The organism is Lysinibacillus sp. NPDC094403 (genome assembly GCF_050278745.1).
Lineage (GTDB): Bacteria > Bacillota > Bacilli > Bacillales_A > Planococcaceae > Lysinibacillus.
Genome location: NZ_JBNNTL010000001.1, coordinates 453576 through 478329, shown reverse-complemented (window position 1 = coordinate 478329; position 24754 = coordinate 453576). Strand labels below are relative to the sequence as shown.

Here is a 24754-nt window from a genome sequence, read left to right as displayed (position 1 = left end):
GACATAACCACCTTTACTGACCCCATTTTACCCGGATACTTTCTGCTTCTGCAAGCATTCGAGTGATTAGCTCCTCGACTGTTGGAATATCATGAATCATTCCTGTAACTTGTCCAGCCCAGCCAATTCCTTCATCTTTCTCGCCATCATAAATAAAACGTTTATTTGCTTTCCCGCTAATATAATCTTTTAATGCCTCATACGTAGGTGTAGTACGCTCAATTTCTAAAATCTTTTCCGTAAATTCACTGCGTAACGCTCGTGCAGGTGCACCTATTGAGCGTTTTATAACAGTCGTATCTGCCTCGTTGCTTGCGATTAAGGCTTCTTTATAAGCCTCAGAGGCATCAACGCATTCCTTTGTCGCTATAAAACGCGTACCCATTTCAATTCCCTCTGCTCCTAATGCATGAGCTGCCATCCAGCCACGGCCATCACCAATCCCACCAGAGGCAATAACTGGTATTTTTACGCTATCTACAACCTGTGGCACAAGCACCATTGTTCCAATATCATCGCGTCCAAGATGACCCCCGCCCTCTTGCCCAACTACCATAACAGCATCTGCTCCCAGCTCTTCCGCCTTTTGAGCTTGTCTACGTGCAGCAACAAGTACTAATTTTTTAATATCCGTTCCTTCTAAAATATCAAAAATAGGTGCAGGATTCCCGCCAGTCATTGTAACAACTGGTACCTTTTCTTCCACTGCAACACGTACCATATCTTCATAACCAGTACCATACATACCAATTGCAAAATTTACGCCAAACGGTTTATCCGTTAATGTTCTTAGTTTATGAATCTCTGCGCGCAATAAGTCAGGATCTCGTAAACTCATTGCTGTTATTTGACCTAGTCCCCCAGCATTCGACACTGCTGCTGCTAAATCAGCATATGCCAAATAGGCTAATCCCCCTTGAATAATTGGGTATTTAATTTTTAAAAGCTTCGTCACACGTGTATCCCATTTCATAGTATCTCCCCCTTCTATACTAATTTCTCGAAATTATCAAAAAAAACCTTTTATTTTTATTTTTTTCTGCAAACTCTATTTTTTCGTGTCATTAGGTGCTATAATTCATTTGTTTTCTTAGATATTATAAAGTGAGGTGGTACCTGCGTTGTCACAATTAGAGACTCCATTGTTCGACGTATTACTTAAACATCGGAACAGACATCCAATTCAGTTCCATATCCCAGGCCATAAGAAAGGGCAAGGTATGGATCCTGCTTTCCGAGAATTCGTCGGCGACAACGTTTTATCAATTGATTTAATTAATATTGCTCCACTAGACGATTTACATTCACCAAAAGGCGCAATTAAGGAAGCGCAAGCACTTGCTGCCGAAGCCTTTGGTGCTGATCACACATTCTTTTCCGTTCAAGGTACTAGTGGCGCCATTATGACGATGATTCTGACCGTCGTCGGTCCAGGTGATAAAATTCTAGTGCCACGGAATGTTCATAAATCAATAATGTCGGCGATTGTTTTCGCTGGAGCAATCCCGATTTTTATTCATCCTGAAGTAGATAGTGAGTATGGTATTTCTCATGGAATATCGCCTGAAGCTGTCGAAAAAGCTTTAAATGCTTATCCGGATACAAAAGCAGTTCTTGTCATTAACCCAACATATTACGGCTTTACAGCTGATTTAAAACGTATTGTTGAAATAGTCCATAGCCGTAATATCCCAGTAGTTGTTGATGAAGCCCATGGTGTACACATTAAGTTCCATGATGAACTTCCTTATTCTGCGATGGAGGCAGGTGCCGATATGGCAGCTACAAGCGTTCATAAGCTTGGTGGCTCCATGACACAAACATCGATTCTAAATGTACGTGAAGGTCTTGTCTCTGCAAAACGTGTACAAGCTGTTTTCTCAATGCTAACAACAACATCAACATCTTATCCATTACTCGCTTCGCTTGACACAGCTCGACGTCAACTAGCAATACATGGTTATGATTTAATCGATGATGCACTTCGTTTGGCTAAAGATGCCCGAAAACGCATTAACCAAATTCCGCATTTAAAATGCGCTGGTAAAGAAAAATTAAACTCATCTGCAACTTATGATATGGATCCGTTAAAACTATTGATAAGTGTTAAGGATTTAGGCATTTCTGGTCATCAAGCTGAAGAATGGCTTCGCCACAATGCTAATATCGAAGTAGAGTTGTCAGACCTATATAATATTTTATGTTTAGTGACATTAGCTGATACGAAAAAGGAAATTAACCTCCTTATCAATGCACTTAGTCGTATGTCTAAAGCATTTGATTCAGAGGCTGCTATTACTGAAGCAATCGTTAATGTCCCAGATATTCCAGCACTTGCTATGTCACCGCGCGACGCATTTTATGCAGATACTGAAGTTGTTCCTCTTGCAGAAGCGGATAATTGCATTTGTGCAGAATTCATAATGGTATATCCTCCTGGTATTCCTATTTTTATTCCCGGGGAAATAATTACCCAAGAAAATATTCGTTACATTCAAATGAATATTGAAGCCGGTTTACCAGTTCAAGGACCAGAAGATACAACATTAAAAACAATTCGTGTCATAAAAGAACGAAAACCAATTATTTAATGACAAAGCTACCTCAAAAAAGAGGTAGCTTTTTGTCGTTTAATAATAGAACCAAGTAGAGAGTATTACTAATACAAGAAAAATAATCCACCAATATCTCACAAAAAATCCCCAACAGTTTTTTGATTAGATTTATTTGAATAAGAGGCTACTGGAGTATGATATTTTTCATCACCTGTAATAAGCTGGTATACAGAAATTTCATATAAATCACTTAACTTTATTAAATTATCTATATCAAGATAGCCCTTTCCTAATTCCTATTTACACTTTATTCTAGAAGTTATTATTTACCAATTCACAACGCATAGTTGATTTCATTGAAAACTGAGCAAAAAATTCGATTCTATAGCATAATTTACTTACAATATTTAGTAAGGGGGAAAACTGAATGAATACATGGGATCAACGATTCAAAACAATCGAATATGTTTATGGTGAGCAACCAAATGCATTTATAGAAGACTATGTACACTACTTAAAAGGGCATACAAACGTGGCTGCATACGCAGAAGGTGAAGGTCGAAATGCTGTATTTTTAGCTTTACAAGGACATACAGTAACTGCCTTTGATTATGCCGAAAGCGGTCTTGATAAAACAGAACAGCTCGCAGAAAAACATAATGTTACAGTTCAAACAAAGCTTATTGACCTAATTCAAGATGAACTACCAGTAGAAATGTTTGATGCTGCAATTATGGTGTTTGGTCATTTTCCAACTGAACTGCAACAAGAAGTCTTTAAGCGAATTGTAGATTCTGTAAAGTCTGGCGGCCGTATTATGATGGAATTTTATTCAATTTATCAACTACCTTACGCCTCAGGTGGCCCAAGACAGCTTGATTTTTTATACGATCCATTGGATGTTCTAAAATGGTGTCAACCTTATAAAATTATCCATTTTTTCACAGGTGAACAAGTACGAAATGAAGGTATACTCCACACAGGCCTTGCTCATACAATTCAATTTATTATCGAAAAAAATTAAAAGACTATATACAGATTTCTGTATATAGCTTTTTTTCACAAAAATAAATAAACAAATAGCGGACATAGAAATGCGCCTATAATTGCAGTTAAGGCCATAGATAACGAGCCTACTGATAATTCTTGTTCTCCGTATTCTCTTAATTTAACAAGTCCAACGCCATGAGAAGCACTACCTACTGCAACACCTCTACTAACGGCTGAATCAATTTTGCCGTATTTAATGACTAACGGTCCAATAATAGCGCCTACAAACCCTGCTAGCATTACAAATACAGCTGTTAATGGTGGAATGCCGCCAATTGACTCACTCACCTGCATACCTACAGGTGTCGTTAATGATTTAGGCAAGGCCGTCAGCAGCCAGCTTTTATTGACGCCAATCCATTTCAGCATAGCAAATATTGTCGCTAAGCCCGTAATCATAGCGATAAAAATACCTGACAAAATAGCATACTTATATTTCATAATGATCTCACGCTGATTATATAGAGGATAAGCTAGGGCTACAACCGCTGGACCTAGCATTTTTTGAAGCCATTTCCCCCCTTCCATATAAGTAGAATATGGAATATTAAAAACTAGTAACACAACTGCACTGACGATGGTTGTCGTCACTAGCGGAATCATTAAAGGATGTGGGAAACGTTGATAAAGTTTTGTAAATAACACGAATAAGACAACGGTGCCAACGACAACAATAATTTCAATCAACAGTTAATTCCCCCTCTCCTTCTTCTACAATGGCTTCTGTTTCTTTTTTAGCCTGCTCTTTTTTCTCAACCATTTGACTAATCAATCCTGTAACATAAATAGAGATTAGAGTGCTTACTATAACGGCTAGAATAATCAATAGGCCAGTTGTTGAAAAAAGTTCCGGGTAGTCAATCACCCCTACTGTTGCAGGAATGAAATACAAGGTTAATACGCCAATTAAAAAGCCTGCTCCATCTTGAATGTATTCTACTTTAATTATTTTAAAATTGAGTGAAAGTGCTAATAATAGTAATCCAATTACACTTCCCGGAAGAGGTACATGTAGTAAAGCAACAATACCGGCGCCCATGTAGTAAAAAATATTGAGTATCCCAATCTGAACAATAATACGAACAACTCTCTTTAACATCAAAGTAATATTTTCGTTCAACATTTCGCCACATTTCACCCCCTATAACGTTTATTCTACATCTGTAGGAATTTTCTGTCTATTATAATTTTAGGAAAACAATAGAAAAAAAGGATAACTCCAAAACACTTTGAGCCATCCTTTTTCTATACATCAAATAAAGAGGTTGTCTAAAAACTGCTCTACATTCATTTTTTAAACAACGCTAAATAAGCTTTTCTTCAAAAATATTACTCTATAAAGCGTGTCCAGAACCACCATCAATATTAATAGAAGTTCCTGTCACATAACTAGCTGCATCTGATACTAAAAAAGTAATGACATTTGCCGCTTCTTGAGTATCCCCTACCCGACCAAGCGGAATCGCTTGACCTACTTTGCGAGAATAATTTTCCCACGAAAGCTCTGGCTCTTCTTCTTTCCATTTCTTCTCTATTTGATCACTACGAATAAGCCCAATACAAACAGAATTCACACGAATATTATCTTTACCTAAGTCTTTGCTCATAGCTTTCGTTAATGCAAGTCCGGCAGCACGACTTACAGTAGTAGGAAGTGAGTTTGCTGGTGGTGTTTTAGCCATTACCGCGGTCACATTAACTATTGCACCGCCACCAACCTTCCGTAAATGAGGTGCAGCATATTTTGAACAATTAACAGCACCAAATACTTTTAAATCTAAATCAGCTTGCCATAGCTCACTACTAACCGATTCAAATGGATTAGCTGAAGCTGTGCCTGCATTATTTATAAGAATATCAAGTCGACCAAAATGCTCTACTGCTTGTTCAATTAAGTACTTACAATCTTTTTCCTTTGTAATATCAGTCGGTACAATCAAAACGTCCTCGCCTGTTTCGTTTTTAATACAGCCAGCAGCCACTTGAAGCTGTTTTTCACCACGAGCACAAAGTACAACCTTTGCTCCCTCTTTGACAAGCTGCATCGCTGTATAATAACCAATTCCTTTACTTGAACCTGTAATAACTGCTACTTTCCCCTTTAAGCCTAGTTCCATTGTTATCACCTCAGTTTTTTGTTCAACTTCTCTTTTTCATAAACATCGTTATCATTTTCAGACATCCAGCAGTCAATTTCGAGACTATCTGGCACTTCGCTAGATTTATTTTAAACCTTTACTAAGTCAATCCGGCATTTAATAGATTCCTAACCGAATTATATTTTTCGAATATTCATTCGATATAATTACTTTATCAAAATTACAAGTAATATACAAAAAACGGCTACAAAGCAAATGCTTTATAGCCGTTTTCATAAACTTTATTATTTTTTAGCTACAATATGGATTGGGTTGCCAAGTAATACTTCAGCAGCTTCCATTGTAATTTCACCTAAAGTTGGGTGAGCATGGATTGTTAATGCGATATCTTCAGCAGTCATGCCGCCTTCAATTGCTAAGCCCATTTCAGCGATCATATCAGATGCACCAGCACCTACGATTTGAGCACCGATTAATAAGCCATCTTCTTTACGCGCAACAAGCTTTACGAAACCTTCTGTTTGGTTTAATGCAAGTGCACGACCATTTGCTGCGAATGGGAATTTCGCTGCAGTGTATTCGATGCCTTCAGCTTTTGCTTCGTCTTCGTTATAACCAACTGTTGCCATTTCTGGATCTGTGAAGCATACAGCAGGAATAGCTAAATAATCAACGATTGATTTTTCACCAGCGATTGCTTCAGCAGCAACTTTACCTTCGTAAGATGCTTTATGAGCAAGCTGAGGACCTGCTACAATATCACCAATTGCATAGATGTTTGGAATATTTGTACGACATTGTTTGTCAACATTGATTAGACCACGTTCACCGAATTCAACACCGATTTCAGCAAGGCCCATTTCATCTGTATTTGGACGACGACCTACAGTCACTAATACATAGTCAGCTTCAACTTTTTTCTCTTCTCCGCCAACTTCATAAGTTACTACTACGCCGTTTTCTGTTTCTTCAACGCCTTTTGCAGATGCGTTTACTTCCATTTCAACGCCTTTCTTTTTAAGGCCTTTTTTCACGATTTGTGTCATTTGTTTTTCGAAGCCAGCTAAGATATCTTTTCCACCTTCGATAATTGTTACTTGTGAGCCAAGATTAGCATAAGCTGAACCTAACTCTGTACCAATATAACCGCCACCGATAACTACTAATTTACCTGGTACTTCTTGTAAAGAAAGTGCGCCAGTAGAATTTAGTACGCGCTCAGAGAATTTAAAGGTTGGAATTTCAACTGGGCGAGAACCTGTTGCGATAATTACATTGTTAAATGTGTAAGTTTGAGCAGATTCTCCATTGATGATACGCACTGAATGAGCATCAACGAAATAAGCTTCACCTTGTACAATTTCAACTTTATTACCTTTAAGTAAGCCTTCAACACCGCCAGTTAATTTTTTAACAACGCTGTCTTTAAATGCTTGTGCTTTTGAGAAGTCTAATTTCACGTCAGAAGCGATGATACCCATGTCATCTGAATGTTTAGCATGCTCAAAACGGTGACCTACTGAAATTAATGCTTTTGATGGGATACAGCCTACGTTTAAGCACACACCACCAAGTACATTTTTTTCAACGATTGTTACTTTTTGGCCAGTTTGAGCTGCACGGATTGCTGCTACATATCCTCCAGGACCTGAACCAATGACAAGAGTATCTGTTTCGATTGGAAAATCTCCTACTACCATTTTTGTTACGCCTCCATTAATAATAATTCTGGTTCACTTAACAAACGCTTTAAGTGATTTAAAGCATTTTGCGCAGTGGCTCCATCAATCATACGATGATCAAAGCTCAATGATAATGCTAACACAGGTGCGGCTACAATTTCACCATTTTTTATTACAGGTTTTTCTGAAATTCGACCAATACCTAAAATCGCTACTTCAGGATGATTAATTACTGGTGTAAACCATTGTCCTCCTGCAGAGCCGATATTCGTAATTGACATCGAAGCACCCTTCATTTCATGTGGTGCAAGCTTGCCTTCACGTGCTTTAGTAGCTAATTCATTAATTTCGTTTGATACTGCAAAAACAGATTTACGATCCGCGTGCTTAATAACTGGTACTAGTAAGCCTTTTTCTGTATCCGCTGCAATACCAATATTGTAATAATGCTTCTGAATAATTTCTTGTGTTGCATCATCTAATGAGCGGTTAAATTCTGGGAACTCACGTAAAGTTGAAATAAGCGCTTTAACTACGTATGGTAAGTACGTTAATTTGACACCCTTTTCAGCAGCGATATCTTTGAATTTTTTGCGATGTGCTACCAGCGCTGTTACATCGACTTCATCCATTAGTGTAACATGTGGAGCTGTTTGTTTCGAGTGAACCATCGCTTTTGCAATCGCTTTTCGAATGCCAGACATTTTCTCACGTGTTTCTGGGAATTCACCTTCAAGGACTACTGGTGCTGCTTGTGCAGTTGTTTCTTGCTGAGCAACTTCTTCATTAGCCACTGGTGCTACTTCAGCCTCTACAGCACCTCCACCTTTTAGGAAATTCTCAATATCTTGTTTTAAAATACGACCGTTTTTGCCTGTACCTTTAACTTCACGAATATTAACATCATTGTCTCGTGCAAATTTACGAACTGAAGGCATTGCAATGATACGCTTATTATCTGTAGCTACAGCCTCAGTCTTTTCAGGAGTTTTCTCTGGAGCTTGCTCATCTTCAACAGGTGCCTTCGCTACTTCCTTACCAAACTCAGCTGTCGCTTGAACTTGAGCCTCTGTTTTCGCTTCAGCATGGTCATCACCTTTTAGCTTTAAGTCTTCATAGCCAGGTGCATCAAAGCGGATTAAGACATCTCCCACAACCGCTACTGTGCCTTCTCCTACTAAAACTTCCTCTACTGTTCCTTCAACCGGAGAAGGAATTTCTACCACTGCTTTGTCATTTTGTACTTCACAAAGAATATCGTCTTCTTTTACTGTATCCCCAGCTTTAACGAACCATTTCACGATTTCTCCTTCGTGAATGCCCTCGCCAATATCCGGTAATCTGAATTCAAATGCCATTGTACCCATCCTTCCTATTTACTGTTGCTTCAAGTATAGAAACTACATTAGAATGTTAAAACTTTTTTCGCTGTTGCCATTACATCTTTATAGTTTGGTAACCAAACACCTTCAGCTTGTGGGAATGGGTACACAGTATCTGGTGCAGCCACACGAAGTACAGGTGCTTCTAAGCTTAAAATCGCACGCTCTGTAATCTCAGCCACAACATTTGCAGCAATACCTGCTTGTTTTTGGGCTTCTTGTACAACGATTGCACGGCCTGTTTTTTCAACTGATGCAATAATTGTTTCAATATCAATTGGTTGAATTGTACGTAAATCAATAACTTCTACAGAGTGGCCTTCTTTTTCTAGCTCTTCTGCAGCCTTTAAGCTTTCGTGAACCATTAAACCATAGGCAATAATTGTTAGATCTTTACCTTCACGTTTTACATCCGCTTTACCTAGTGGAATTTCGTATGCTTCCTCAGGTACCTCTTCACGGAATGAACGATATAATTTTAAATGCTCTAAGAAAATGACTGGGTTATCATTTCGAATAGATGAAATCAATAAGCCTTTAGCATCGTATGGTGTTGATGGGACAACAACCGTTAAACCTGGCTGTGCTGTCATTAAGCTCTCTAAGCTATCAGAGTGCATTTCAGGTGTATGCACACCCCCACCAAATGGTGAACGGATTGTTACTGGTGCATTATAGACACCACCGCTACGATAGCTCATACGTGCTAATTGACCACTAATTGAATCCATTACTTCATAAACAAATCCGAAGAACTGTATTTCAGGAACTGGACGGAAACCTTGTAGAGAAAGTCCGATTGCTAAGCCACCAATACCTGATTCTGCTAATGGTGTATCAAATACGCGATCAACACCGAATTCTTTTTGTAGGCCTTCAGTTGCGCGGAATACCCCACCGTTGACACCCACATCTTCCCCGAATACAAGAACGTTTTCATCGTTCTTTAATTCTGTGCGAAGTGCATCTGTAATTGCTTGAATCATCGTCATTTGTGCCATAGGTTATTTCGACTCCTTCTCTTTGTAGATTTCATACTGTTCTTTTAAATTTGATGGCATTTCGCCTTTATACATGTTTTCCATTAACTCTGTTACTTTTTGTTTTGGAGCAGCATCTGCTTTTTTGATCGCCTCTTTAATTTCTTCTTTTGCACGCTCAATAACAGCCTCTTCTTTTTGCTCATCCCACAGACCTTTTGCCTCAAGATATTTACGGAAGCGTACAAGAGGGTCTTTTAGTGCCCATTCACTATCTGTATCAGATGTACGGTAACGCGTTGGGTCATCCCCTGCCATTGTATGAGGACCATAGCGATAGCATAGTGTTTCAATTAAAGTTGGACCTTCGCCATTAACTGCGCGCTCACGTGCATCACGTGTTGCTACGTAAACTGCTAGCGGATCCATTCCGTCCACTAAAATACTTGGTAAACCTGCAGCTACACCTTTTTGAGCAATTGTTTTCGCAGCTGTTTGTAATTCACGAGGTGTTGAAATTGCATATTGGTTATTTTGTACAATGAAGATTGCCGGTGATTTAAACGCACCTGCAAAGTTAATGCCTTCATAGAAATCCCCTTGTGAAGAACCACCATCACCTGTATATGTTACTGCCACAGCCTTTTTACCACGTTTTTGAATACCAAGCGCTACACCTGCCGCTTGAATATACTGTGCACCAATAATGATTTGAGGTGCTAATACGTTTACACCCTCAGGAATTTGGTTCCCCATAAAATGACCACGTGAGAATAAAAACGCTTTTTCTAAAGGTAAACCATGCCATACGATTTGTGGTACATCACGGTAACCTGGTAATATCCAATCTTCTTTTTCTAAAGCAAATTGTGAAGCAAGTTGTGAAGCTTCTTGCCCAGCCGTTGGTGCATAGAAGCCTAATCGACCTTGACGGTTAAGAGAGATAGAACGTTGGTCTAAAATACGTGTATAAACCATACGAGTCATTAGCTCATTTAGTTCCTCATCAGAAAGTTTTGGGTCTGCCTCATCATTTATAATTTCGCCTTCTTCATTCAAAATTTGAAACAGTTCAAACTTATCTTCGATTTCAGTTAGCGTTTGTTTAGCATCAAAAATATTATTGTTTTTCTTGCTCATTTGTCACATCTCCCTTTCAACTGTATTAAAATAAATCACCTTTCCAACTAGTACAACTTATTCTTTGCACTCAGTATACTTAATAAAATACTGTCGGTCAATCATATATTACGCGTACAAACAAAGATTTTTTCTAAAATAACGTTTGAACAACTCTGTTTTATACTGTACTACATATTAACAAGGACTGTATTATAACAACATTTTAAAAGTACACAATTATCAGGTTTCCTTACATGATTACCAATAGTAGAATGCCCCAGTTCCAAACAATCTAATAGCTTTAGAAAAATTTTTTAAATATATTCAAATAAGGTCTTTTTTCATGTGATTGTTTTAATACGTGATGTATACTTATAAGTAAGCACTACAAAGTTGAAAGGAAGATTCACATATGATTTTAATGGATGATATTATTCGCGAAGGTCATCCGACTTTACGCACAAAAGCTGAGGAGGTTAAATTCCCTTTAACTGATGAAGTAAGACAGCTTGCAGAAGACATGCTTCAATATTTAATAAACAGCCAAGATCCTGAAATTGCTGATAAATATAATTTACGCGGCGGCATTGGTTTAGCTGCCAATCAAGTAAATAGCCTACACCGAATGTTTGCTCTTCATTTAACAGATGAACATGGCGAACAATTAAGTTTTGTAGCTATCAACCCAAAAATTGTTAGCCACTCTGTAGAAAACACATACCTAGCAACGGGTGAGGGCTGTCTTTCTGTAGATCGCAATGTTCCAGGCTATGTACCACGTCATGCTCGTGTTACAGTTAAATTTAAAACTGTTGACGGTGAAGAGAAAAAAATGCGACTTAAAGGAATGCCTGCTATAGCCTTCCAACACGAATTAGACCACCTTAACGGCATTATGTTTTACGATCGCATCAATGAAAAAAATCCATTTGCGGAAATTCCAGATTCTACACCATATGATCGCGATTAGGAGCACATAAAGAAAGCCAACCCCCGCAGTTATTTTTAATTGCGGGGTCTACTTTTTTTTCGTCCTTATTGTGATTTTCTATCAACTTTCGATCAGTCTAACTTAAAAATCCCCATTATTTTTATGCCAATACTATTCCACGTTGTAAACGTTCATTATTTTTTTCCAACAGTACAGGCAGCTCTTTCATCGTTTGAATCGTATAATGTGCACCTATTTCTTTATATATTCGCTCTGTTTTCGCGACAGTAAATTGCTACTCTTCTTAAGTGGGGTATCACTGGAAAAAGGAAATTCAGATTTCAATATCGAAGAGGCTATCACACGAAAAACAAATTATAAATATTTCTCAAACTGTATATGTAGCAGCAGACTTTTCAAAATTTAACAAAGATGTCGCTATCCAAGTTTGTCCAGTAAATGAGGTAGATATGATTATCACAGATTCCACACTCTCTAAAGACACGATCAATCATTTTACCGATAAAGGTGTACAGCTGAAAATAGTAAACATCAAATACGCTGAATAAACACAAAAGCAACTAGTTGTAGTCAATTCTTACAACTAGTTGCTTTTTTAGCTTCTTAAATGATATTTAATCGGCGCATGATTTTAGCAAGACCGTCCTCATCAACATGCTCAGCAATATGGGTAGCAACAGCCTTTACTCTCTCATGCCCATTTCCCATCGCCACGCCAGTCCCAACAGCCTGTAACATTTCAATATCGTTCATACCATCTCCAAAAGCAATGGCATCTTCTAAAGTAAGTCCCATTCTTTCAAGCAACTTTTCAATGCCAGCAGCCTTTGAGCCACCCTTTGGTAAAATGTCACAAGAATAGCGATGCCAGCGTACAAATTGTACGTTTGGAAATGTTTCGCAATACAAAGGTTCATCTTTTTCTTCCATAAATATAAGTGTTTGATAGACACTGTTCTGCATATAATAAGTTGCGTCTATCTCTGGATATGGGTATTTTAATGTATTTAAACTTTCTGCCAGCCTAGCATTATTTCCACCTGATGCAATCATTCGCTCGTCATCTAAAAATACTACTTGTTCATTTCGTGCTTCAGCAAAGGCTATTATCTTAGCTAGCTCGTCTTTTTCAATACCATTTGTATAGACAACCTCACCTTTATAAACAACATATTGCCCATTAAATGTCACATACGTATTAATATCTAGCTCCTCTAGTAAGGATTGAATCATGAAAGGTGCACGTCCAGTTGCAATTGCTAGCTCATAGCCATTTCGACGAGCTTCAAAAAGTGCTTCTTTCGCAGAAGCAGGTAATATTTTCTCACTATTATAAAGTGTACCATCTACATCAAAAAATAATATTTTCTTCATCTTATAGTCCCCTTCAATATGTATAATTTGCAAAGGTCAATTACTTTACAGAGGCATAATTTTTCATTATAATGATCCTAAGGAGTGATGTGCCATGCTGAAGAAACTCAAACGGAAATTGTTGAAGCAACTTCGCGGCATACTCGGAAAAAAATCAATTGCCTAACATTTGCCCTTCATTATTTGAAGGGCTTTTCTTTATTTTAGAGTAACTGCGTGATAATATAAAGGAAATGCATTTATTTGGCTATGTGCAACCACTGTCTCATTGCTTTATTCAATTACACCTTGTTGTAATTTTCGTCTGAATTTTGATATGTGCAAATGGCCTGCACGAGGGCCGATAAGATTTTGGTCATTTCGGTAAAGCCACAGGATGTGACGTTTTTGCCGATGCAGGTCGGCTAGTCGTTATTCGTGCCACATCGCTTTCAGACTGTCACAAGGACACAGTTAGAATAACATCTATATTTATTCATCTCAAAATCGTGACATTTGCTGATTGAAGATAAGCAGTGCCATTTTGAAGCACTGAGATACAAGAACTTCAAACGTCTAATTTCGTCCTTAGCATACTAGAAATTTGCTGTTTTTTCTTGTAGTACGTGCGTGGTATTAGTCAAAGGTGCAATAAAATTGTACGCAACAAAAGGAGAGCAAACTATGATTTACAAAGTTTATTATCAAGAAAGTGCAAATGAAATTCCAGTTCGCGAAAATACTAAAAGTCTATACCTTGAAGCTGCTTCAGACCGCGAAGTACGTGAAAAGCTAAAAGACCGAAACTACAACATCGAGTTCATTCAACTGCTTGAAGGTAACTATTTAGATTACGAACAAGCAAGTCCGAACTTTGTCTTGGAGGAAATTTAACAAACATGAAGTTTGTTAAAAATGACCAAGCAGCTGTTTTCGCGCTCGGCGGACTGGGCGAAATCGGCAAAAACACTTACGGCGTTCAATTTCAAGATGAAATCATTTTAATTGATGCCGGCATTAAATTCCCTGAAGACGACTTACTCGGCATTGACTATGTTATTCCGGATTATACGTATTTAGTACGCAACGTCGACAAGATTAAAGGTCTATTTGTTACACATGGACATGAAGACCATATTGGTGGTATTCCCTACTTATTACGTCAAGTAAATGTCCCTGTCTATGGTGGTAAGCTTGCACTTGGCTTATTACGCAATAAGTTAGATGAGCACGGCTTGCTACGTACGACAAAACTAATCGAAATTAAAGAAGAGGATGTTATTAAGTTTAGAAAAACGTCTGTCAGCTTCTTTAGAACAACACATAGTATTCCAGATGCTTACGGAATTGTTGTAAAAACACCACCTGGTAACATCGTGCATACAGGTGACTTTAAATTTGACTTTACCCCTGTAGGCGAGCCAGCAAACTTAACAAAAATGGCTGAAATCGGCCGTGATGGAGTACTGTGCTTACTTTCAGATAGTACAAATGCAGAAAAACCGAACTTTACAATGTCAGAGCGTACAGTTGGAAAAAGTATCGATGAAATTTTCCGTAAGGTTGATAGTCGTATAATTTTTGCAACTTTCGCATCCAACATTCACCGTTTACAACAAGCAACAGATGCTGCAATAAAATACGGACGAAAAATTGCTGTCTTCGGCCGTTCAATGGATAATGCCATTACAATTGGTCGTGAACTAGGCTATATTAATGCACCTAAGGATACATTTATTGATGCCCAAAGCATTAATCGTCTTCCTGCCAATGAGGTAATGATATTATGTACAGGCTCTCAAGGTGAACCGATGGCGGCCCTTTCTCGTATTGCAAATGGCACACATCGTCAAATCCAAATTCAGCCTGGTGACACAGTTATCTTTTCTTCTTCACCAGTACCAGGGAATACGGTAAGTGTAAACAAGATCATCAACTTACTTTTCCGTGCAGGTGCAGAAGTTATTCATGGTGCACTTAATAATATCCATACTTCTGGTCACGGTTCACAGGAAGAACAAAAATTGATGTTGCGCTTAATGAAACCTAAATTCTTTATGCCGATTCACGGTGAATTCCGTATGTTAAAAATGCATACTCATCTAGCAGAAGATTGTGATGTTCCACTTGAAAATACATTCGTTATGGAGAATGGTGACGTGCTAGCATTAAGTGCCAATGAAGCACATGTAGCAGGTCGTATCCCTTCAGGAGACGTTTATATTGACGGCAATGGTATTGGAGATATCGGCAATATCGTACTACGTGATCGACGCATTCTTTCTGAAGAAGGTTTAGTTATTGTTGTTGTAAGTGTGGATATGGAAAATCAAAAAATTGTTTCCGGCCCAGACATTATTTCACGAGGCTTTGTTTATATGCGTGAGTCAGGTACGATGATTAATGAAGCACAAAAAATGCTAAATCGTCACCTGAACGAGTCAATTCAAAGCAAAACTCCTCAATGGACTGAGCTGAAAAATGAAATTACTGACGTGTTAGGACCATATTTATTTGAAAAAACAAAACGTCGACCTATGATTTTACCGATTATTATGGAGGTTTAACCTCGATTATAAAAAACTACGCAAAAATGCGTAGTTTTTTTATTTTCATTTTTTCGAAACCTCTTTACTCTTTTTTTCGTATAGGTAATATAACAACTTTAAAAATTACTCCAACGACTATTATTTTCGATATGAATTAGAATAACACATTCAATAAGATACCGTTTTTGGAAGAACGGCTGCTTGCATGTTCCTATTGTATCTCTATTAGAAGCACCGCAATCAATTCTAATCACCTAGACTATTACATAATTGCCACTAACACTACAATTTTTCTAACAACCATTTTTTAATCTCAATAAAATAGGATTGTCACCCTTTAGAGTGAGCAATCCTGTCCATATGCCTAAATATTAAAGTATTTAGCTATTACATAAGCAACCCAACTATAATCCGGCTTCAAGCGTATGTTTTCAATCAGACCTTTTAAAATCGGTTTGCTATAAGTTGGGCTTTCGACTTGAAATTTTAATAATTCAAGAGACTCGCGTTCTATAGACTCTTCAAAGCCATCTAAATGTTGTTCGATTAATTCTAGTATAGATTCCTGTGAAACTTCTTCATTGCATGGTTCCGCTGTTAATCGAACGAGCTCTTCGGTTATAAATGGAATCGTTGTATGCTGTGCAATAATTTCCGTCTTTTCGGCTAGAGATTTAGCCAATTGATCTAAATCGAGTGGTATATCGGAAAAAATAAAAAGTTCTGAATAACTTTTCATAAATCCTTTAATGCAATACATAACGTCGTATTTTGTCTCGTGAAGTTCATCCTGATATAACTGCTCAAGCATATAGATGATTGACTTAGACATCTCGGCATCATAGGCGATTATTTTCTGAAACAATTCTTTTTTGGTAAGAAGTACTTTCTCATTAAAAAACACACGGGCAGATGCAGCATGATTTTTAAATGCTTGAAAAATACTTTTGTAAAATTCAACCAAAATGATATCTTTACTAAGTGAACTTCTGACTACTTGGTCAACGTCAGTAACAAACTGTTGTAGATAATACTCTACCATAGAAATTAGAAGCTCGTCTTTTGTTTTGAAAGATAAATAAAATGCGCCTTTTGAAATTCCACATCGTTCTGTAATCTGCTGTACAGATGTAGCTTCGAAGCCTTGTTCCGAGAACAGCTCCAACGCTTTCTCCATAATAAGTTGCTTTTTTAACATACTTTTAATTCTCTCCTAATGTATTTCATTGACAAATGACCGATTAGTCATTATTATAAATAACGAAATCTAGTTAGTCAATAAAAGGGCAGGTGTAACGGTGAAAGGTTTAGTTAATTTCGTATTGAAAAACAAATTGGCAGTGTGGTTACTAACAATTATCATCACTGTCTCTGGTATTTATTCAGGTACAAGAATGAAAATGGAATCCATACCTGACATTTCTGTACCATATTTAATTGTAATGGGTGTCTATCCTGGTGCAACACCAGAACAGGTTATGAACGAGCTTTCCATACCATTTGAAAAGTCCATAGAAAGCTTAGAAGATGTTAAGGCAGTTTACTCATCATCCTCTTCAAACGTAGCACAAGTTCAAGTTGAATATGACTACGGAATTGATATGGATGAGAAAAAGCGCCAATTAGAGTCCGCTTTAGAAGGTATAAAATTACCTGAAGGTGCTCAAAAGCCGACAGTTATGGCAATTAGCATGAATATGATGCCTGTTGTCGCTTTATCGGTAAGTAGCTCTAAGGAAGATATTGTTGGATTAACGTCAACAGTAGAAAACATTCTACTTCCTAAAATCGAAAAAATTGATGGCGTTGCTTCAGCAACGATCAATGGTCAGCACATTAATGAAGTATCATTTAAATATGATAAAGCAAAAATGGCTGCTCTTGGCTTAACAGAGGATTCTGTCAAGCAAATGATTCAAGCAAGTGATATGTCACTTTCACTTGGTTTATATCAATTTACTGTAGGTGAACAGGCAGTTTCAGTAGATGGTAAAGTTAAATCTATCGATGAGTTAAAAGACTTATTGATCCCTGTTACACCTTCAGCTACAAATCCTTCACCATTCGTTCGCTTAGGCGATATTGCAAAAATTGAAGTAGAAGGTAAAGTACAATCCGTATCACGCACAAACGGCAAAGATGCGATTGCGATTCAAATCGTTAAAGCTCAAGATGCAAATACGGTAACAGTCGTAAATGCAGTGAAGGATTTAATGAAAGACGAAGAAAAATCATTAGACGGCCTAAAAGTGGATATCTCACTTGACCAAGGTAAACCGATTGAAGATTCAGTCTACACAATGATTGAAAAAGCAGTATTCGGTGGTGCCATTGCCGTATTAATTATTTTACTATTCTTACGTGACTTCAAATCAACAATTATTTCGATTATTTCTATCCCAGTTTCAGTATTCATGGCATTACTACTATTAAACTGGATGGATATCACCTTAAATATTATGACTCTCGGCGCGATAACCGTGGCGATTGGTCGTGTAATCGATGACTCCATTGTAGTTGTAGAAAATATTTATCGACGTATCCATTTAAAAGATGAAAAACTATCAGGTCGTGCCCTTATTCGTGAAGCGACAATTGAAATGTTCAAACCAATCCTTTCTTCTACATTAGTAACTATAGCAGTATTCGCTCCACTAATTTTTGTAGGCGGTATGGTTGGTGAATTATTCATGCCGTTTGCGCTAACAATGTCATTTGCGCTAGGTGCTTCATTAATAGTGGCAATTACAATAGTTCCAGCTTTATCTCACTTCCTATTCCGCAAAAAGATATATGGTGAGAAAAAAGAAAGTCAACATAAAGAAGTTGGTAAACTAGCTCTTTGGTATAAAGGTGTATTAGCGAAAGCATTAAATCATAAAATCATTACATCAGTTATAGCGATTGTATTGCTTGTTGGTTCTCTTGCTTTAACACCACTTATTGGCTTCAGTTTCATGGGCTCACAAGAAGAAAAGGTAATGTACTTATCGTATACTCCTGGTACAGGCGAGCTAATGAAAGATACAGAAGCAAATGTTGCAAAAGTAGAAAAAGAATTAATGAAACGTAAAGACGTTAATATTTTACAAGTTTCTATCAATGATCCTAAACATGTTGATCCTTCGGCAATGATGATGGGTGGCGGCGCTGGTGGTGCCTTGATGTACCTCATCTTCGATCCAGATATGAAGGACTTCCCTGAAGCACGTAAAGAAGTAGAAGACTATGTAACTAACATCGGTCAATCAGGAACATGGAAATCTCAAAACTTCTCATCAATGTCGGCATCTTCAAATGAAGTAAGTTATACATTATATAGTGAAGATTTAGATAAGCTTCGCACAGCAGTGAAACAAGTGGAAGGTGCATTAAAAGAAGTTGATGGTTTAGAAGAAATTAAATCTGATAATGAAGATCCATTTGTTGAACATGTCCTAAAAGTAGAGCAAAAGAATGTTCTACAATACGGATTAACTACTGCTCAAATTGTAATGGCTTTAAATGAAAATACATCACCAGAAGTTTTAACAACAGTTAAATATGATGGTGAAGATATTGATGTTATTGTACAACATGATGAAAAAGCTGCGGCTAAATCTATTGATGATGTATTAGCTACTAAAATCCATACAGCTTTAGGCACAACAATGACAATCGGCGAGTTAGTAAAAGTAGAAGATGGCACTACATTAAACAAATTATCTCGCTCAAAAGGTGAATATTTCGCAAAAGTTTCTGGTACGATTATCGGTGACGATATTTCAAAAGCAACTTCAGCTGCTGATAAAGAAATCGATAAATTAGATTTACCTAAAGGTGTAACGACTGGCGTTGGAGGCGTTGCTGCAGACATGCAAGAAACGTTCACACAGCTCGGAATTGCTATGTTAGCTGCTATCGCGATTGTTTACTTCATCCTAGTAGTAACATTCGGTGAAGGTTTAGCACCATTTGCTATTCTGTTCTCACTACCATTCGCAGTAATTGGTGCATTTGTCGGCTTGTACGTCACAAATCAAACAATCTCTGTTTCTGTTATGATGGGACTATTAATGCTGATCGGTATCGTTGTAACGAACGCCATCGTATTAGTAGACCGCATTATCCACATGGAACGTGACGGACTTGTTATGCGCGAGGCCATTTTAGAAGCTGGAGCAACTCGTTTACGTCCAATCCTAATGACTGCCATAGCGACAATCGGTGCGATGATTCCAATGGCACTTGGTAATGGTGGCAGTGGTCTAATTTCAAAAGACTTAGCAATTACCGTAATCGGTGGTTTACTATCTTCAACATTATTAACATTAGTAGTTGTACCAATCGTTTATGAAATGCTATCTAAAATGTTAAAGAAAAACCGAAAAGACATTGAAGAAAATTAATAATTACATGTAAAAAAGGGCTCTCCTTTGTAGGAGCGCCCTTTTTTCTATGTTTTGAGGAAGCATTGTCGTCATTTGTACAACTACTAAACCGGTACTTCCCCTCTCAATCTCTAATAAAAAGCTTAACGGCAATTTACAAATCTTGTTATAATTAAATACACTATATTAATTTCACAAATGAAGGGGGAGTTTTATGAGCGATAGCATTTTTAAACAAACAATACCTGTTTTAAAAACAGCAAGATTAACATTAAGGCCGATTTCATTAAATGATTTAGAGGCAATGTTTAATTATGCTTCCAGTGAAAATGTAGCACGCTATGTAACTTGGGAACCCCATAAAAGTTTAGACGATACAAAAGAGTTTGTTGAGTTAATTTTAAATGGGTATAGCCAAGGAAAACATCTATTTTGGGGTATTGAATATGAGCAAAAATTGATTGGCACTATTGACTTCGTGTCGATTAATGAGACACATAAATTTGCGGAGATTGGTTATGTTCTTTCTGAAGCTTATTGGAATAAAGGGATAACGACTGAAGCGGCAAAAAAACTAATCGACTTTGGCTTTAACGAATTAGGATTAGTGCGAATTCAAGCGCGATGCTTTGAGGAGAATATTGGATCTCAAAAAGTAATGGAGAAATCAGGGATGCTTTATGAGGGGATTTTACGAAAAAGTATGTTTGTTAAGGGAATTCATCAAAATGTGAAAATGTATGCCATTACAGATGATAATTATTTTTAATCAAACCACCACCATAGCAAAAAGCTTTCCGCCCCCCTGCTCAAAGGGTGTTTTCAAAGCAAACAAAAAATGAGCCTTACTGAAAATTCAGTAAGGTTCTACTTAATGTTACAATAATTTTGACATGTAATATTCATCCATGTATTCCCCATCAACATATAAGGAATGTCTTTTTGTCCCCTCAATTTCAAACCCCATTTTTTTATATAATGTTATGCCTGCAGTGTTATTCTCCATCACTGTTAGTTCCAAGCGATGCATGCCCTTTTTCTTTGCCCAATCGGCAAGGTGATTAAATAACGCAGTACCAATTTTCTGTCCCCTAAAATCACTATGTATGCCAACGACAATATAGGCTCGATGTGAAACTCTAGATGGCATATTATTACCTTGAACAATCAAATAACCAACTACTCTCTTTTCAATTTCAGCTATAAATAAAGCTGAGTGGCTATCATTTTGAATATTCTCGATAAATTTAGTGAATTGCTCAGTCTCTAACTTTCGTTCGCCCGGCCCAAATAACATAAAATTAGACTCTTCCGCATTTTTTATAACAGCTATGACCTGTTCAGCATCTTCACGTATTGCCTCTCTTATTAACATTTTTATTTACTCCCTTCTTTCTATTTAGTGACAAAAGTCTTGCGTGTTCATTGTTGCACTGTGACTAGGTGCGATAACCCGTAAGTCATCACCTACTGTTAGTTTATCGGAATTCGTAAACGTCCCTCCTCTAAAACTAAAATTTGAACTAAAATTTTCTCTATTATTCCAAAGCTTTAATGGAAAATCAAATATAAAATTACAATTTTTTCATTTATCTTATTTCATCGTGTAATGGAACGTTGATTTCTCACAACTCCCTGCTTTGCTTGTTGTTTATCAGCGATTCTAACACTTTTATCAGCGATGTTTGAGGTTTTATCAGCGATTTCTGCCCTTTTATCAGCGATGTTTGAGGTTTTATCAGCGATTCCAGCTCTTTAATCAGCGATATTCGATGTTTTATCAGCGATTCCGGCTCTTTTATCAGCGATATTCAAGGTTTTATCAGCGATTTCTGCCCTTTTATCAGCGATGTTTTTCGATGCTTTATCAGTGATGTCCACTGCTCTTCCTACGATAAAAATCCATCAAAAAAGATGCATCGCAAAGTAATTTTGCAATGCATCTTTTTTTGTATTGGCTGTGTGACCAATGTGTTTAATTATGCTACCTATTTTCTCTTTTTGCCAATTAATAGCGTGACTTGTGCCATTGTAAATGGCAATGAAGATTTCTTTCGATACGCTATATACTTTGGCTCCCAAAAATCAGCATATTTTAATTTAAAGTTTTTTAATCCTTTAAAATGATAGAAGTGCTGTCCATGTAAAAATATTTGTGCTGCAATTTTTTCACTCAAAAAAGAATACCTAGACTTTCCGACATTTGACAATGGCGACATCCCCATATTAAATACACGATAGCCTTCTGCTTTTGCCCATTCAAATAGCGATAGGAAAATGAAGTCCATCGTCCCAGATGGTGCCCCCGGTTTAAAACGCATGAGATCTACTGAGATTCCTTCGCCATTATCGTACATTGGCATGATACTGGCAAAGCCAATAGCTCCCTCTGTTCCGCGTAAAACGGCAATATTTGAAGTGCTTAAATAATGTTCATCAAAAAAGCCAAGAGAAAAGCCTTTTTCTGCCCTTCCCTGCAACCATTTCGTAGATACTTCTTCCAATTCATTCATTAATTCCTTTGAGAAAGGAGGGCTTACTATTTCAACTGTAAAATTTTCTCGTTCAAATTTATTTTTTACTGCTCGACGCCCCTTCATTCCCTTACCAGCAAGTGTAAACTCATCTAAATCTACAAAAGCTTCCTCGCCAAGCTTAAAAAAACTATACCCATTCTCATGTAAAGAAGGAAAAATCTTATTGTTAATTTCATAAAAGACTGGAGTATAACCATGCTTATCAGCCACTTCCAAAAACTCCTGAATAGCAGATAAAAAATCAGCTTCATCTCCTACTGGATCTCCCAGTACAACGATTTTATCAGCAAATATTTGATAAGAAAATAAAACTGTACCTTGTTTATTCCAATGCACAAATTTGTCGTGTAAAAAAATTAAATGTGAATACTCCGTCCCTTTATAGGACATCAGATGATTTTTGATTCTCTCTTCTTGCTCCCTCGATAATAGCTTTTCCATTTTCTTAGGTCCACGGATAAAATAACCTATACAAAAAATGACAATTGCTATTAGGATGCCTATTACTGCACTATAAAATAGGTCTCGGTAATCTGTAATGATATATTCCTGCAGAGAGGCTGGAATATGAATTTTGGAAGTAGGTAAGTTCACATAACCAATCAATACATACATCACTGTAATAATTGTCACTGCAGCAAGGTCAATCAAAACGATTCCCCATGTCAAAACGTTACTTTCACGGTAAAATTGTTTTTTTGAGGCAATTAACAGCCCTGCTACAATCAGTAAAAAAATAGCTTCTTCATAGTCTAAGCCTTTAAAAATTGAAAATACTGCAGAACTAGTTAGTACAATGAGACTTAACTGATATGCTCTTTTTACTTTATATTTAATCCCTCTACATAACCCTAAGAGAATAAAGCCAGCTGCAACAGTCATTTGATGAGAGACATGCATGATTGGCGAAGATAAAAATTCCTGAGCTATTTTTAGTCGACTTAAAATACCCGGGACCGACGCCGATAGTAATAATACAATACCGGAGAAAAATACCAATATCGTTAATAGCATGTGACTAAGCCTCTGAAAAATAACATTTGGCAAGTCTTCCCACGATTCATTCCAACGGTTCCAATATTCTTTTACAAATAAAAGAGCGGAAACCAAAAATGGAAGCACAAAATAGCCAACCCGGTATAAAATTAATAGAAAAAGCACTTTCTCATCAGCGATTCCTAAACTTTGAGTCCCCCATAAAAAAACAAGGTCAAATGAGCCAACTCCACCAGGTATCATACTAACAATTCCCGCACAGGCAGCAATTAAAAATATGGGAATTAAATTGGATAATTCTATTGGGATCATTAAAATAAAAGTTAATATCCAGATAACAAAAAAGACTGCAACCCATTCAGTTACGGAAGTTGTTATCAATTGAAGAGAGATCTTGGGATTTATAGAACCTGCCTTTTTATTGCGAATGATGAGCATCACAATAAATATCGGAACATATAAGCTGACAAGAATAACTGCTATCTTTAACCATCGTACTTCTTTTAGCAATGGGAAGTCCCAAAAGAATAAATACATAATCCAAGCTAACAGTGAAATCCCCGTTAAATAAAAGAGTGTTACAGAGGCTATGCTTTTTAACAAGTCTTCCTTATCCTCTTTATATTTCGAATAGAAATAATTTCGCAGAAATACACCAACTAAACCACCAAAGCCAATAAGATTTGAAAAGGTATTCACAATAAATGAATGATTCAGCAAAATACGGTTGTTTATTTTGATTCCTAATATTTTCACTAAAATAACATCATAAAAAATCATCGGTGTAATGGCACAGAAGGTGATAAAAAGAATAAATAAGAGCTCCCATATCTGCAATTCATTCACTTCTTTCCGAAGTAACTGAACATCCATCCCACTTATCGTTTGTAGAATTTCATAAATTGCTATTGCTAAAAGCGCTATTGGAAATAGAATTTTCAAAAATTTAAATAGCGACTCTTTTTGAACGTTGAACATGTGTGTTAAACCTACTCCCCATTAGCTTTCTAAAATCAATTATATCTTTAATTTCCATAATACATCCTCCGAAGAATAACATACCATTATTGTAACGGATTCTCTGCTATATGTATCGTCAAAGTAAATTTGCCACTCTGGATAAAGCA

The 24754-nt window shown here is 37.1% G+C and carries 21 protein-coding genes; 8 read left to right on the top strand and 13 right to left on the bottom strand.

The window, feature by feature from the left end; translation table 11 throughout:
• Window positions 1–13 precede the first annotated feature (13 nt).
• The gene (locus tag ACQKMV_RS02090; protein WP_427502177.1) at window positions 14–973 is read right to left on the bottom strand and encodes an NAD(P)H-dependent flavin oxidoreductase; all 960 of its coding nucleotides are present in this window, start codon (window positions 971–973) and stop codon (window positions 14–16) included.
• A gap of 148 nt (window positions 974–1121) precedes the next feature.
• Here ACQKMV_RS02090 and ACQKMV_RS02085 point away from each other — a divergent pair, with 148 nt between their 5' ends.
• Together ACQKMV_RS02085 and ACQKMV_RS02080 are read left to right on the top strand one after the other, a co-directional pair.
• Window positions 1122–2591 carry an aminotransferase class I/II-fold pyridoxal phosphate-dependent enzyme gene (locus ACQKMV_RS02085; RefSeq protein WP_427423645.1) on the top strand — a complete coding sequence of 490 codons (1470 nt, stop codon included), beginning with the start codon at window positions 1122–1124 and terminating at the stop codon, window positions 2589–2591.
• Between the two features lie 391 nt (window positions 2592–2982).
• Window positions 2983–3579, top strand: coding sequence for a class I SAM-dependent methyltransferase (locus ACQKMV_RS02080; protein ID WP_427502176.1), 597 nt, complete (start codon window positions 2983–2985; stop codon window positions 3577–3579).
• A gap of 35 nt (window positions 3580–3614) precedes the next feature.
• Here ACQKMV_RS02080 and ACQKMV_RS02075 read toward each other — a convergent pair whose 3' ends face one another.
• From ACQKMV_RS02075 to pdhA, 7 genes are all read right to left on the bottom strand, one after another.
• Window positions 3615–4292: an LrgB family protein gene (locus ACQKMV_RS02075; RefSeq protein ID WP_427502175.1), complete on the bottom strand. Its 678-nt coding sequence runs from the start codon at window positions 4290–4292 to the stop codon at window positions 3615–3617.
• On the bottom strand, window positions 4285–4728 hold the full coding sequence (locus tag ACQKMV_RS02070) for a CidA/LrgA family protein (protein ID WP_427502174.1): 444 nt from the start codon (window positions 4726–4728) through the stop codon (window positions 4285–4287). Before ACQKMV_RS02070 ends, ACQKMV_RS02075 begins: the two co-directional genes overlap by 8 nt.
• 211 nt (window positions 4729–4939) lie before the next feature.
• A complete protein-coding gene (locus tag ACQKMV_RS02065; RefSeq protein WP_427502173.1) occupies window positions 4940–5722 on the bottom strand; it encodes an SDR family NAD(P)-dependent oxidoreductase in 783 nt (260 codons plus the stop codon).
• Window positions 5723–5988: 266 nt separating this feature from the next.
• A complete protein-coding gene (gene lpdA, locus ACQKMV_RS02060) occupies window positions 5989–7404 on the bottom strand; it encodes a dihydrolipoyl dehydrogenase (protein WP_427502172.1) in 1416 nt (471 codons plus the stop codon).
• A 5-nt stretch (window positions 7405–7409) separates the two neighbouring features.
• A complete protein-coding gene (locus ACQKMV_RS02055; RefSeq protein ID WP_427502171.1) occupies window positions 7410–8744 on the bottom strand; it encodes a dihydrolipoamide acetyltransferase family protein in 1335 nt (444 codons plus the stop codon).
• A 47-nt stretch (window positions 8745–8791) separates the two neighbouring features.
• Complete coding sequence (locus ACQKMV_RS02050) at window positions 8792–9769, bottom strand: alpha-ketoacid dehydrogenase subunit beta (protein ID WP_427502170.1); 978 nt, start codon at window positions 9767–9769, stop codon at window positions 8792–8794.
• Window positions 9770–9772: 3 nt separating this feature from the next.
• On the bottom strand, window positions 9773–10888 hold the full coding sequence (pdhA, locus tag ACQKMV_RS02045; RefSeq protein ID WP_427502169.1) for a pyruvate dehydrogenase (acetyl-transferring) E1 component subunit alpha: 1116 nt from the start codon (window positions 10886–10888) through the stop codon (window positions 9773–9775).
• 394 nt (window positions 10889–11282) lie between these two features.
• Between pdhA and def the strand changes: the two genes are divergently transcribed.
• Window positions 11283–11840, top strand: coding sequence for a peptide deformylase (def, locus tag ACQKMV_RS02040; protein WP_427502168.1), 558 nt, complete (start codon window positions 11283–11285; stop codon window positions 11838–11840).
• 269 nt (window positions 11841–12109) lie between these two features.
• Window positions 12110–12370, top strand: coding sequence for a hypothetical protein (locus ACQKMV_RS02035; RefSeq protein ID WP_427502167.1), 261 nt, complete (start codon window positions 12110–12112; stop codon window positions 12368–12370).
• Between the two features lie 55 nt (window positions 12371–12425).
• Here ACQKMV_RS02035 and ACQKMV_RS02030 read toward each other — a convergent pair whose 3' ends face one another.
• On the bottom strand, window positions 12426–13196 hold the full coding sequence (locus tag ACQKMV_RS02030) for a Cof-type HAD-IIB family hydrolase (RefSeq protein WP_427502166.1): 771 nt from the start codon (window positions 13194–13196) through the stop codon (window positions 12426–12428).
• Window positions 13197–13859: 663 nt separating this feature from the next.
• Here ACQKMV_RS02030 and ACQKMV_RS02025 point away from each other — a divergent pair.
• Together ACQKMV_RS02025 and rnjA are read left to right on the top strand one after the other, a co-directional pair.
• Window positions 13860–14069 carry a DNA-dependent RNA polymerase subunit epsilon gene (locus ACQKMV_RS02025; protein WP_427502165.1) on the top strand — a complete coding sequence of 70 codons (210 nt, stop codon included), beginning with the start codon at window positions 13860–13862 and terminating at the stop codon, window positions 14067–14069.
• A gap of 5 nt (window positions 14070–14074) precedes the next feature.
• On the top strand, window positions 14075–15742 hold the full coding sequence (gene rnjA / locus ACQKMV_RS02020; RefSeq protein ID WP_427502164.1) for a ribonuclease J1: 1668 nt from the start codon (window positions 14075–14077) through the stop codon (window positions 15740–15742).
• 346 nt (window positions 15743–16088) lie between these two features.
• Here the strand turns inward: rnjA and ACQKMV_RS02015 are convergent, their stop codons facing one another.
• Complete coding sequence (locus ACQKMV_RS02015) at window positions 16089–16922, bottom strand: TetR/AcrR family transcriptional regulator (RefSeq protein ID WP_427502163.1); 834 nt, start codon at window positions 16920–16922, stop codon at window positions 16089–16091.
• 100 nt (window positions 16923–17022) lie between these two features.
• Here ACQKMV_RS02015 and ACQKMV_RS02010 point away from each other — a divergent pair, with 100 nt between their 5' ends.
• Together ACQKMV_RS02010 and ACQKMV_RS02005 are read left to right on the top strand one after the other, a co-directional pair.
• Window positions 17023–20112, top strand: coding sequence for an efflux RND transporter permease subunit (locus tag ACQKMV_RS02010; RefSeq protein ID WP_427502162.1), 3090 nt, complete (start codon window positions 17023–17025; stop codon window positions 20110–20112).
• Between the two features lie 196 nt (window positions 20113–20308).
• Window positions 20309–20863, top strand: coding sequence for a GNAT family N-acetyltransferase (locus tag ACQKMV_RS02005; protein ID WP_427502161.1), 555 nt, complete (start codon window positions 20309–20311; stop codon window positions 20861–20863).
• 108 nt (window positions 20864–20971) lie between these two features.
• Here ACQKMV_RS02005 and ACQKMV_RS02000 read toward each other — a convergent pair whose 3' ends face one another.
• From ACQKMV_RS02000 to mprF, 3 genes are all read right to left on the bottom strand, one after another.
• Window positions 20972–21469: an N-acetyltransferase family protein gene (locus ACQKMV_RS02000; RefSeq protein ID WP_427502160.1), complete on the bottom strand. Its 498-nt coding sequence runs from the start codon at window positions 21467–21469 to the stop codon at window positions 20972–20974.
• A gap of 380 nt (window positions 21470–21849) precedes the next feature.
• Window positions 21850–21975 (bottom strand): hypothetical protein, encoded by a 126-nt coding sequence (locus ACQKMV_RS01995; protein ID WP_427502159.1) that lies wholly within the window; start codon window positions 21973–21975, stop codon window positions 21850–21852.
• Between the two features lie 107 nt (window positions 21976–22082).
• Window positions 22083–24605 (bottom strand): bifunctional lysylphosphatidylglycerol flippase/synthetase MprF, encoded by a 2523-nt coding sequence (mprF, locus tag ACQKMV_RS01990; RefSeq protein WP_427502158.1) that lies wholly within the window; start codon window positions 24603–24605, stop codon window positions 22083–22085.
• Window positions 24606–24754: the final 149 nt, after the last annotated feature.